Here is a 12,547-nt window from a genome sequence, read left to right as displayed (position 1 = left end):
AAACCAATTCAAATATAATGGAGGTTCAATCATGAGCAAAGAAACAATCTTGGAAGAAATTAAAGGCATGAGCGTATTGGAACTGAACGACCTGGTTAAAGCAATCGAAGAAGAATTCGGCGTAACTGCAGCAGCTCCAGTAGCAGCTGGCGGCGCAGTAGCAGCTGTTGAAGAAGAACAATCCGAATTCGACGTAATTTTGACAGGCGCTGGCGCTTCCAAAATCAACGTTATCAAAATCGTTCGCGAAATCACAGGTCTTGGCTTGAAAGAAGCTAAAGACGTTGTAGACAACGCTCCAAAAGCAATCAAAGAAAAAGTAAGCAAAGAAGAAGCAGAAGCTACTAAAGCAAAATTGGAAGAAGCAGGCGCTTCTGTAGAAGTAAAATAATTTGATTTAAGTAGGTACTGCCCCGGATATGAAGTGATTCTTTCCGGTTCTTGCAACCCCCTTGAACTTGTTCAAGGGGGTTGCTCTATAAGATATGCTTTGTATATTAGAGCCAAGTGAAAGGGAGGATTGTATGTCGCAGCATTATTACTCGCAGCAGCCGGAAGCACGTCATGACAGACGCAGCATCGATACGGTACTGAGAGGCAAAAGCCTCCGCTTTACAAGCGACGCCGGTGTTTTTTCCAAAGGGGATATTGATCATGGCAGCCGAGTTCTGATCGAAGCAATGGAAATTCCAGATGGGGCAGAGGTGCTGGATGTTGGCTGTGGTTACGGCCCTATGGGGATTAGTGCAGCACTCCTCACTCCCAAGGGACATGTGACGATGATTGATATCAACAGCCGTGCTGTAGAGCTTGCCCGCGAGAATGCGCAGCATAACGGAATCCGCAATGTTACGGTTATGGAAAGTGATGTACTGTCTGCGGTGAAGGGGCGTACATTCGATGTGATTCTTACCAATCCGCCGATTCGTGCAGGCAAGGCTGTAGTACATGAGATTTTTGAGCAGGCACATGCGCATTTGAATGAGGGTGGAAGTCTGTGGATAGTCATCCAGAAGAAGCAGGGCGCACCATCGGCCACCGCCAAGCTAGAAAGCTTGTTCTCGGATGTGGAAGAAGTGGGGAAAGACAAGGGTTATCGCATTATCAGAGCGAAGAAGTAAAAAAATATTAATACTTATTGACATGCAATGTTGATAGTGTTATTATTATAAAATGTCAGTATTAAGCTAGGCTCCATGTCTTTAGTTTGCTGAAATGTCAAGTGATATATTGTCGCCCGGTAAGCGCATGCCGTACGGCAGGTTTTTGCGAATTCCGTTCTCTATGTTCCTGTCACGGCGAAGGTCGCCGGGACAATAGATAATAGCGCATAAACTGTTGCTTGGTGACGTATAATACGCACGTTTTGGGCAAATCTACTGGATAAGGAGTATTTTGGCCGTGGATAGATGCGCTCTTTTTTCGAAAGATTTCGATAAGGGGCTTTTCTGTATTTATGGCTGAATCCTTGTGTTATGGTTCCATTATACGGGTCCAAACAAGGGTTCGCAATCAATTTTTAAGTGAGTAGACATGAGGGGTGAGTAAAGTTGGCAGGACATCTTGTTCAGTATGGTCGACGCACTCGGCGGAGCTATGCGAGAATTAACGAGGTACTCGAGGTCCCGAACCTGATCGAGATCCAACAAAAATCTTATGACTGGTTTTTGGAGGAAGGATTGCGGGAAATGTTCCAGGACATCTCGCCGATCCAGGATTTCACAGGGAATTTGGTACTAGAGTTCATTGATTACAGCCTGGGTGAACCGAAGTATACGGTTGACGACGCTAAAGAGCGGGACGTAACATATGCGGCTCCTCTGCGTGTGAAGGTGCGTCTCATCAATAAGGAGACCGGTGAGGTCAAAGAGCAGGAAGTGTTCATGGGAGATTTCCCGCTGATGACGGAAACCGGCACTTTTATTATCAATGGTGCGGAACGGGTTATTGTCAGCCAGTTGGTTCGCTCTCCAAGCGTCTATTTCAGCACAAAAGTGGATAAGAACGGCAAAAAAACCTACACCGCCACAGTAATTCCGAATCGCGGAGCTTGGCTGGAGCTGGAGACCGACGCTAAGGACATCATGTATGTCCGTATCGACCGGACCCGTAAGATCCCGGTAACCGTGCTTTTGCGTGCTCTAGGCTTCGGCAGTGATGCTGAAATTCTGGAACTGCTTGGCAATGATGAATATATTCGCAATACGCTGGATAAAGACAACACGGACTCCACGGAGAAGGCGCTTATTGAAATTTACGAGCGTCTGCGTCCGGGCGAACCACCGACACTTGACAATGCCAAGAGCCTATTGGTCGCACGTTTCTTTGATCCGAAACGTTATGATTTGGCCAATGTAGGCCGTTACAAAATCAATAAAAAGCTGCATATCAAGAATCGTCTGTTCAATCAGCGTCTGGCACAGCCTTTGGTTGATGAATCTACAGGAGAAATCCTGGCAGAATCCGGCCAGATGGTTGACCGCCGCCTGCTTGATGAGCTGATTCCTTATTTCGAGAAGAATGTAGCTGGCAAGAACTACCGTGTTACCGGCGGGGTTATGGACAGTGAAGATATTCCGCTGCAGACCATTGACGTATTCTCGCCAATTGAAGAAGGCCGGATTATCAAACTGATCGCCAATGGCAACATTGACAAGTCGGTCAAGCATATTACCCAGGCTGATATTATATCCTCAATCAGCTACTTTATTAATTTGCTGCACGGTATCGGTAATACAGATGATATCGACCACTTGGGTAACCGCCGTCTGCGTTCTGTAGGTGAATTGCTGCAGAATCAGTTCCGCATCGGTCTGTCCCGTATGGAGCGCGTGGTGCGGGAGAGAATGTCGATTCAGGACGCCAATGCGATTACACCGCAGGCACTGATCAACATCCGTCCGGTTATCGCGTCCATCAAAGAGTTCTTCGGTAGTTCGCAGCTGTCCCAGTTTATGGATCAGACGAACCCGCTTGCTGAACTTACACACAAACGCCGTCTGTCGGCACTCGGACCCGGCGGTCTGACCCGTGAACGCGCAGGCTTTGAAGTCCGCGACGTACATCACAGTCACTACGGCCGTATGTGTCCTATCGAAACACCGGAAGGTCCGAATATCGGTCTGATCAACTCCTTGTCCACCTTTGCACGCATCAATGAATACGGCTTTATCGAAGCTCCGTATCGTTGGGTGGATCCAAAGACTGGCAAGGTTACAGAACAAATCGATTACCTGACTGCCGATGAAGAAGATAACTATGTAGTCGCCCAGGCGAATGTACAGATTGATGAGCATGGTACATTTAAGGAAGACATGGTTATCGTCCGTTACAACAAAGATTCAGATAACATTACTACAATGCCTAGTAACCGTGTTGACTACATGGACGTTTCGCCTAAGCAGGTTGTGTCGGTCGCTACGGCGCTCATTCCGTTCCTTGAGAACGATGACTCCAACCGTGCACTGATGGGATCGAACATGCAGCGGCAGGCCGTTCCGCTTCTGATTCCGAAAGCTCCGCTTGTCGGCACAGGGATGGAACATAAATCCGCCAAGGATTCGGGCGTATGTATTGTCTCCAAATATGACGGTATTATCGAACGCTCCTCTGCCAATGAAATCTGGCTGCGCCGTGTAGAGGCAGTTGAAGGCAAGGAAGTTAAAGGCGATATCGTTAAATATAAATTACACAAATTTATGCGTTCGAACCAAGGTACCTGTATTAATCAGCGTCCTCTGGCTAAACGTGGCGATATTGTTAAGAAAGGTGACATCCTGGCAGACGGACCTTCCACAGAAATGGGCGAACTTGCTCTTGGCCGCAACGTAGTTGTTGCGTTCATGACTTGGGAAGGTTACAACTACGAGGATGCGATCCTGCTGAGTGAGAAGCTGGTTAAGGAAGATGTATACACTTCGATCCATATCGAGGAATACGAATCCGAAGCCCGTGACACCAAGCTGGGACCTGAAGAGATCACGCGTGATATTCCAAACGTTGGTGAAGAGGCACTCCGCAATCTGGATGAGCGCGGAATCATCCGTATCGGTGCGGAAATCAATGCCGGTGACATTCTGGTAGGTAAAGTTACTCCGAAGGGTGTAACTGAACTAACTGCTGAAGAACGCCTGCTGCACGCTATCTTCGGTGAGAAGGCCCGTGAAGTCCGCGATACCTCCCTGCGCGTTCCGCATGGTAGTGATGGTATTATCGTTGACGTTAAGGTGTTCACCCGTGAGAACGGCGATGAGCTGCCTCCTGGTGTGAATCAACTGGTTCGTGTCTACATCGCTCAGAAACGTAAGATTTCTGAAGGTGACAAGATGGCCGGACGTCACGGTAACAAGGGTGTCGTTGCCCGCATTCTGCCTGAAGAAGATATGCCGTTCCTTCCGGACGGTACACCGGTACAGGTTGTCCTGAACCCGCTGGGCGTACCTTCGCGTATGAACATCGGACAGGTGCTGGAAGTCCATATCGGTATGGCGGCACTTCGTCTGGGTATCCACGTAGCTACTCCGGTATTCGACGGAGCCCGTGAGTATGACGTGTTTGATACGATGGAAGAAGCAGGCATGCAGCGTAATGGTAAGACTGTGTTGTATGACGGACGTACAGGCGAGCGCTTCGAGCGTGAAGTTACTGTCGGCGTCATGCACATGATCAAGCTTGCGCACATGGTTGACGATAAGATTCATGCCCGTTCTACAGGTCCTTACTCACTCGTTACACAGCAGCCACTGGGCGGTAAAGCTCAGTTCGGCGGACAGCGTTTCGGGGAAATGGAAGTGTGGGCACTTGAAGCTTACGGCGCGGCGTATACACTGCAAGAAATTTTGACTGTGAAATCCGATGACGTGGTCGGCCGTGTGAAAACGTACGAATCCATCGTCAAAGGTGAAAATGTTCCAGAACCGGGTGTTCCGGAATCGTTCAAGGTATTGATCAAGGAGCTGCAGTCGCTGGGTATGGATGTCAAAATCCTTAGCGGTGACGAGCAGGAGATCGAGATGAAGGAACTGGACGATGAGGACGAGACGTCAGGCGACAAGCTGAGCCTCAATTTGGAAGGCGCAGAAGTCGGCATAGAGTAGTTCACCAGCAAGCCACTAATTTCATTACACAAAGGACCGCGCCCTCTGTTGACTTACCGTCAAGAGAGGGCTGTGGTACTAAATCAGGATATAGGTTAAGGAGGGTTGCTCCTTGTTGGACGTTAACAATTTTGAATTTATGAAAATCGGGCTCGCTTCCCCGGAAAAAATTCGTTCTTGGTCCCGCGGAGAAGTTAAAAAACCGGAAACCATTAACTATCGTACTTTGAAACCGGAAAAAGAGGGTCTTTTTTGCGAACGCATCTTTGGGCCGCAAAAGGACTGGGAATGTCACTGTGGTAAATACAAACGCGTCCGTTATAAGGGCGTTGTGTGCGACCGCTGCGGCGTGGAAGTTACCCGCGCTAAAGTCCGCCGCGAACGTATGGGCCACATCGAGCTGGCAGCTCCGGTATCTCATATCTGGTATTTCAAAGGTATTCCGAGCCGTATGGGTCTGGCACTGGATATGTCTCCAAGATCGCTCGAAGAGATTATCTACTTTGCATCTTATGTTGTAACCGATCCGGGTGAAACTCCTCTGGAGAAGAAACAACTGCTGTCTGAGAAAGAATACCGCAGCTACCGTGAGAAATACGGCTACGGGTTCCAGGCTGGCATGGGTGCTGAAGCCGTCAAAAAACTGCTTCAGGATATCGATATCGATAAAGAACTGGAATTCCTCAAAGAAGAGCTGCGCACGGCCCAAGGCCAGCGCCGTAACCGGGCGATCAAACGTCTGGAAGTTATTGAGGCCTTCCGCAACTCCGGCAACAAGCCAGACTGGATGATCATGGATGTGCTCCCGGTTATTCCTCCGGAGCTTCGCCCTATGGTTCAGCTCGACGGCGGCCGTTTTGCTACGTCTGACCTTAATGACCTGTACCGCCGCGTAATTAACCGTAACAACCGTCTGAAAAGACTGCTGGATCTCGGCGCTCCTGATATTATCGTGCAGAATGAGAAACGGATGCTTCAGGAAGCTGTTGATGCCCTGATCGACAATGGCCGCCGCGGCCGTCCTGTAACAGGTCCTGGTAACCGTCCGCTCAAATCGCTCAGCCATATGCTGAAAGGTAAACAAGGACGTTTCCGCCAGAACTTGCTCGGTAAGCGCGTTGACTATTCCGGACGTTCCGTTATCGTCGTAGGACCTTACCTCAAGATGTACCAATGCGGTCTTCCGAAGAAGATGGCACTGGAACTCTTCAAACCGTTTGTAATGAAAGAATTGGTTAATAAGGGCCTTGCCCATAACATCAAGAGCGCGAAACGTAAGGTTGAGCGCGTAAGTCCTGAAGTCTGGGATGTACTTGAAGAAGTGATCAGAGAGCATCCGGTTCTGCTGAACCGTGCCCCTACGCTGCATAGACTGGGTATACAGGCGTTTGAACCGATTCTGGTAGAAGGTCACGCGATCCGTCTTCACCCGCTTGTATGTACGGCTTACAATGCCGACTTTGACGGTGACCAGATGGCGGTACACGTTCCTCTATCCGCTGAAGCTCAAGCTGAAGCCCGTATCCTCATGCTGGCATCCGGTAACATCCTGAACCCTAAAGATGGTAAGCCGGTTGTTACACCTTCCCAGGATATGGTCCTTGGTACGTTCTATCTGACCATGGATAACAAGGAAGAAAAGGGAACAGGTATGATTCTGCGTACCGTGAACGAAGCTGTTTCAGCTTACCAACGCGGAACCGCTGGTCTGCATGCACGTGTTGCTATTCCTGTTAAGGCACTGGGTAAAACCAACTTTACAGAGGCACAGCAGAATGCATTACTGATTACAACAGTGGGTAAGATTATCTTCAACGAAATCTATCCAAGCAGTTTCCCATACATCAATGAAGCCACCAAAACAAACCTGCTGCAAGGCACACCAGAGAAGTACTTCATCTATGAAAAAGGCGCGGATATCCGCGAATTGATCATGGCTGCTCCGGAAGCCAGTGCTGTAGGTAAAGAATATCTGGGCTTAATCATTGCCCGCTGCTTCGAAACCTATCACACTACCAAAACTTCAGTGATTCTGGATAAAATTAAGCAACTCGGCTTTACGTACTCTACACGTTCCGGTGTTACGGTTGCCGTATCAGACGTTATCGTGCCTGAGGAAAAAGCTACAATTCTTAAAGAATCCGAAGCTAAGGTTGATGTAGTAGCGAATCAATACCGCCGTGGTCTGATTACTAATGATGAACGGTATGACCGTGTTATCGAGATCTGGTCGAAGACTAAGGATGAACTTACGAACGTCCTGCTGAAATCGATGGACCGTTTCAACTCCATCATGCTCATGGTTGACTCCAAGGCGCGTGGTAACAAATCGCAGATCACTCAGCTCGGTGGTATGCGTGGTCTGATGGCTACACCTTCGGGCCGGATTTTCGAATTGCCAATCAAAGCGAACTTCCGTGAAGGTCTGACCGTCCTCGAGTACTTTATCTCCACTCACGGAGCGCGTAAAGGTCTGGCCGATACAGCGCTGCGTACAGCGGATTCCGGGTACTTGACACGCCGTCTCGTTGACGTGGCACAGGACGTAATCGTCCGCGAAGAAGATTGCGGTACCGATAAAGGCTTCACCGTCAGCCGGATTCAAGATGGCAAGGAAGTTATTGAGGATCTCTACGACCGTATTGAAGGCCGTTATTCCTTTGAGACTGTCCGTCATCCGGAAACGAAGGAAATCATCGTTCACCGTAACGATCTGATTGACTCCGATAAGGCCGAGGAAATTGTGAATTCTGGGGTTACCAAACTGCAGATCCGCTCTGTACTCAGCTGCCGTGCCCGTCATGGGGTCTGCAAGAAGTGCTACGGACGTAACCTGGCAACAGGTAAATTCGTGGAAATCGGGGAAGCTGTCGGCATTATTGCTGCACAATCCATCGGTGAACCAGGAACACAGCTTACCATGCGTACATTCCATACCGGCGGTGTTGCCGGAGACGATATCACGCAAGGTTTGCCGCGTATCCAGGAGTTGTTTGAAGCCCGTAACCCTAAAGGTCAGGCAACAATCAGTGAGATTGACGGGGTAGTTAAGGAAATTCGTGAAACTAAGGACCGTCGTGAAATCGAAGTCCAGGGTGAAGCGGAGTCCAAGACCTATTCCATCACTTACGGTTCCCGTCTGCGTGTCAGTGAAGGCCAGGAGATTGAAGCCGGCGATGAATTGACAGACGGTTCTATTGACCCTAAAGAAATGCTGCGTATCAAAGGGATCCGCGGGGTACAGAACTACATTCTGCAAGAAGTACAGCGTGTATACCGTAACCAGGGCGTTGAGATCAATGATAAGCACATTGAAGTTATGATTAAGCAGATGCTGCGCAAAATCCGTATTATCGATGCTGGAGATACCACTCTCCTGCCGGGTGCTTTTGCGGATATTCATGAATATGAAGCAGCCAACAAGGAAGCTATCCTGTCTGGTAAAGAACCTGCAGTTGCTAAGCCAGTACTGCTCGGTATTACCAAAGCCTCTCTGGAAACAGACTCCTTCCTGTCTGCTGCCTCTTTCCAGGAAACTACCCGTGTCTTGACGGATGCAGCAATTAAGGGTAAAGTGGATAAGTTGCTCGGTCTTAAAGAAAATGTTATCATCGGTAAGCTGATTCCTGCAGGTACAGGTATGAATCGTTACCGTAATGTTAAGCTTAGTGATCCGAATGAAGAAAGCAAGCAAGCCGCTTTAGAAACGGTTCCAGCTGAGTAATAAATAATCATCGCATTCAGCATTCGCGTCACGTGATAACCTTGCGTGACGCGGCTGTCTGTTATGAATATTAATAAAATTATTGCTGTTTTTCTTGACATCGTGTGCTGAGGATGCTAATATGTCTAAGGTGCGTGAGTAGCCTTGTCATTCTTGTTCAGTGGAGGTAATGTTTTTCATGACTGATGATAGAGGGTTACAGGATGCTCAGGTCAAGATCGGTTCCAAACAAACCGTCAAGGCGGTGGAGTTGGGCCAAGCCGCAGAAGTCTATGTGGCGGAGGACGGAGATCAACGGCTTACTTCCAGAATTGTTATGCTTTGCGGCAAACAAGGTGTGAAGGTCACATATGTGGACACCATGCTGAATTTGGGCAAGGCCTGCGGTATAGAAGTTGGTGCTGCTATGGCAGCCGTCTTAAAACAATAGCAACAAGAGAACGTTTTTGTACCGGGGTACACTTCGGCAGCAAGGACTTTTCATTTGTCTTTTTATGAACCACCTGGGTCTGTGGACTTAATGTTTGTAAATTGACTATCATTTCAGGAAGGGGGTGGCACAACATGCCAACTATTAATCAACTGGTTCGTAAAGGCCGTCAAGCCAAAATCGAAAAATCCAAATCTCCCGCTCTTCAAAAAGGGTTCAACGCCCTCAAGCGTGAGGCTACAAATTTGAGCGCCCCGCAGAAACGCGGTGTGTGCACTCGTGTAGGCACAATGACTCCACGTAAACCAAACTCAGCACTTCGTAAGTATGCCCGTGTTCGTTTGACGAACCGTCTTGAGGTGACTGCTTACATTCCGGGTATCGGACACAACCTTCAAGAGCACAGTGTAGTATTGCTGCGCGGAGGTAAAGTTAAGGACCTTGCAGGAGTTCGTTACCACATCGTTCGTGGTGCACTTGATACTGCAGGTGTTGCTAACCGGATGCAAGCTCGCTCCAAATATGGTGCGAAACGTCCTAAGGCTAAGAAATAAGACAAGCATATCCGAATAATAACCATTTAAGAAAGGGGGATATCCATGCCACGCAAAGGTCCAGTTACTAAGAGAGATGTATTGCCAGATCCATTGTATAATAGCAAGTTGGTTACTCGTTTGATCAACCGTATTATGCTGGGTGGTAAAAGAGGTGTCGCTCAAAGCATTTTGTACAATTCGTTCAAGTTGATTCAGGAACGTACAGGTAAAGAACCGATGGAAGTTTTCGAAGCTGCCATCAAGAACATCATGCCTGTATTGGAAGTTAAAGCTCGTCGTGTCGGCGGTGCTAACTACCAGGTACCTATCGAGGTTAAACCTGAAAGACGTACTGCTTTGGGATTACGTTGGCTTGTAAACTACTCACGCAACCGCGGTGAGAAGACTATGGAAGAGCGTTTGGCGGCTGAGATTATCGATGCTTCCAACAACACAGGCGCTTCCGTTAAGAAACGTGAAGACACGCACAAAATGGCTGAAGCGAACAAAGCGTTTGCTCACTACCGCTGGTAGGATTATAGCCGTTCAAATAACTTCTATTTTGAAAGGAGATCCATTTCATGTCAAGAGAGTTCTCCTTAAAAAATACACGTAATATCGGGATCATGGCACATATTGATGCTGGTAAAACTACCACTACTGAGCGGATTCTTTTCTACACAGGCCGTACGCACAAAATCGGTGAAGTTCACGAGGGCGCTGCTACAATGGACTGGATGGAACAAGAACAGGAGCGCGGAATTACGATTACTTCCGCTGCTACGACCGCTGCATGGAAGGGCCACCGCATCAATATTATTGATACCCCTGGGCACGTTGACTTCACTGTTGAAGTTGAACGTTCCCTTCGTGTATTGGATGGGGCAGTTGGTGTATTTAGTGCGAAAGAGGGCGTAGAGCCTCAGTCCGAAACCGTATGGAGACAGGCTGACCGTTACGGCGTTCCCCGTATCGCTTATGTGAACAAAATGGATATCATCGGTGCAGACTTCCTGAACGTTATCGACAGTATGCGTGACCGCCTGCAAGCCAACGCAATTGCAATTCAATTGCCAATTGGTGCCGAGAACGACTTCACGGGTATCATTGACCTTGTTGAGCAAAAAGCTCACATGTTCAAGGATGACCTGGGACAGAACATCGAAGTTACTGATATTCCTGCTGATTATTTGGAACAAGTTGAAGGACTGCGTCTCGAGTTGATCGAGAAGGTTGCAGAACTTGACGAAGATCTGACTATGAAGTATCTGGAAGGCGAAGAAATCACAGTGGATGAGATTAAGGCAGCATTGCGCAAAGGCGTATGTGATGTTAAGATCTTCCCTGTAATTGTCGGATCCTCCTATCGTAACAAAGGTGTTCAGCTCATGATGGATGCTGTTGTTGATTACTTGCCATCCCCACTGGATGTACCGGCTATTCAAGGTCATCTGGATGACGGTACAGAAGCGGTTCGTCACTCTTCGGATGAAGAACCATTCGCAGCACTGGCATTTAAAATCATGACTGACCCTTATGTAGGTAAACTTACGTTCTTCCGCGTATACTCCGGTGTACTGGAATCCGGTTCTTATGTAGTTAACGCTACCAAGAACAAACGTGAGCGTATCGGCCGTATCCTGCAAATGCATGCAAACAGCCGCCAAGAAATCTCCATTGTATACTCCGGTGATATCGCGGCAGCAGTTGGTCTGAAGGACACAAGTACCGGCGATACACTTTGCGACGAGAAACATCCGGTTATCCTGGAATCCATGAACTTCCCTGATCCGGTTATCGAAATCGCAGTTGAACCAAAAACCAAAGCTGACCAAGATAAGCTCGGCGTAGCTCTCGGAAAGTTGACTGAAGAGGATCCTACTCTTCGTGCTCACACTGATGAAGAAACTGGCCAAACTATCCTGGCAGGTATGGGTGAGCTTCACCTGGATATTATCATCGACCGTATGCGCCGCGAATTCAAGGTAGAAACCAACGTGGGTAAACCACAGGTTGCTTACCGTGAAACATTCAAAGCACCAGCACGTGTTGAAGGTAAATTCGTTCGCCAATCCGGCGGTCGCGGTCAGTATGGTCACGTATGGGTTGAATTTGAACCTCTCGAGCCGGGTACTGGCAGCAAGTTCGAAAGTAAAGTTGTCGGTGGTTCTGTTCCTAGAGAATACATCGCTCCTGCACTTGCCGGTATTGAAGAGCAAATGAAAAACGGCGTTATTGCAGGCTTCCCGCTTGTTGACGTTAAGGCTACCATCGTAGATGGTTCCTATCATGATGTTGACTCCAACGAAATGGCGTTCAAAATCGCCGGCTCGATGGCACTCAAAGCAGCTAAAGACAAGTGTAAACCTGTCCTGCTTGAGCCAATCATGAAAGTGGAAGTAACTGTTCCTGAGGAATACATGGGCGATGTAATGGGTATGTTGAACTCCAGACGCGGACGGATCGAAGGTATGGATTCCCGTGGCGGTGCGCAAATTATCCGTGCAAAGGTACCTCTTTCCGAAATGTTCGGATACTCCACAACACTTCGTTCCGGTACTCAAGGACGCGGCGTATTCTCAATGGAACTTTCTCACTATGAAGAAGTACCTAAATCCATTGCTGAAGAAATCGTAGCCAAGAACAAAGGCGGAGAATAAATTCAATTTTTAACTTGCCGTCCGGGTATATCACATAAGTCATCTAAGAATTGCATGTAGGCGGGCGGCTCAAATATAAGGAACCCCACATTAAGGAGGAA

General features: G+C 48.3%; 8 protein-coding genes. All 8 read left to right on the top strand.

Annotation, left to right across the window (positions count from 1 at the left end):
* Positions 1-31: 31 nt before the first annotated feature.
* The 8 genes from rplL (at position 32) to fusA (ending at position 12,446) form a co-directional block, all read left to right on the top strand.
* Positions 32-391, top strand: a complete 360-nt coding sequence (gene rplL, locus NSU01_RS32265) for a 50S ribosomal protein L7/L12 (protein WP_039298590.1) — start codon at positions 32-34, stop codon at positions 389-391.
* Positions 392-524: 133 nt separating this feature from the next.
* Complete coding sequence (locus tag NSU01_RS32260) at positions 525-1,121, top strand: class I SAM-dependent methyltransferase (protein ID WP_076248523.1); 597 nt, start codon at positions 525-527, stop codon at positions 1,119-1,121.
* Between the two features lie 429 nt (positions 1,122-1,550).
* Positions 1,551-5,096: a DNA-directed RNA polymerase subunit beta gene (gene rpoB, locus NSU01_RS32255; protein WP_039298596.1), complete on the top strand. Its 3,546-nt coding sequence runs from the start codon at positions 1,551-1,553 to the stop codon at positions 5,094-5,096.
* Positions 5,097-5,208: 112 nt separating this feature from the next.
* Positions 5,209-8,820: a DNA-directed RNA polymerase subunit beta' gene (gene rpoC / locus NSU01_RS32250; RefSeq protein ID WP_042140138.1), complete on the top strand. Its 3,612-nt coding sequence runs from the start codon at positions 5,209-5,211 to the stop codon at positions 8,818-8,820.
* 178 nt (positions 8,821-8,998) lie between these two features.
* On the top strand, positions 8,999-9,250 hold the full coding sequence (locus NSU01_RS32245) for a ribosomal L7Ae/L30e/S12e/Gadd45 family protein (RefSeq protein WP_039298604.1): 252 nt from the start codon (positions 8,999-9,001) through the stop codon (positions 9,248-9,250).
* A gap of 134 nt (positions 9,251-9,384) precedes the next feature.
* Positions 9,385-9,804 carry a 30S ribosomal protein S12 gene (gene rpsL, locus NSU01_RS32240; RefSeq protein WP_020427075.1) on the top strand — a complete coding sequence of 140 codons (420 nt, stop codon included), beginning with the start codon at positions 9,385-9,387 and terminating at the stop codon, positions 9,802-9,804.
* Positions 9,805-9,849: 45 nt separating this feature from the next.
* On the top strand, positions 9,850-10,320 hold the full coding sequence (gene rpsG / locus NSU01_RS32235) for a 30S ribosomal protein S7 (RefSeq protein WP_020427074.1): 471 nt from the start codon (positions 9,850-9,852) through the stop codon (positions 10,318-10,320).
* A 47-nt stretch (positions 10,321-10,367) separates the two neighbouring features.
* A complete protein-coding gene (gene fusA / locus NSU01_RS32230) occupies positions 10,368-12,446 on the top strand; it encodes an elongation factor G (RefSeq protein ID WP_042140137.1) in 2,079 nt (692 codons plus the stop codon).
* The last annotated feature ends 101 nt before the right edge of the window (positions 12,447-12,547 follow it).

The organism is Paenibacillus sp. FSL H8-0259 (genome assembly GCF_037963255.1).
In the GTDB taxonomy this organism is placed as follows: Bacteria; Bacillota; Bacilli; order Paenibacillales; family Paenibacillaceae; genus Paenibacillus_AQ; species Paenibacillus_AQ phytohabitans.
This window is presented reverse-complemented; position numbering and strand designations above follow the sequence as displayed.

Bases quoted from the DNA above. Each gene is read 5' to 3' on its own strand.
- rplL (WP_039298590.1), top strand. From the start codon at position 32: ATGAGCAAAGAAACAATCTTGGAAGAAATTAAAGGCATGAGCGTATTG.
- NSU01_RS32260 (WP_076248523.1), top strand. From the start codon at position 525: ATGTCGCAGCATTATTACTCGCAGCAGCCGGAAGCACGTCATGACAGA.
- NSU01_RS32245 (WP_039298604.1), top strand. From the start codon at position 8,999: ATGACTGATGATAGAGGGTTACAGGATGCTCAGGTCAAGATCGGTTCC.
- rpsL (WP_020427075.1), top strand. From the start codon at position 9,385: ATGCCAACTATTAATCAACTGGTTCGTAAAGGCCGTCAAGCCAAAATC.
- rpsG (WP_020427074.1), top strand. From the start codon at position 9,850: ATGCCACGCAAAGGTCCAGTTACTAAGAGAGATGTATTGCCAGATCCA.
- fusA (WP_042140137.1), top strand. From the start codon at position 10,368: ATGTCAAGAGAGTTCTCCTTAAAAAATACACGTAATATCGGGATCATG.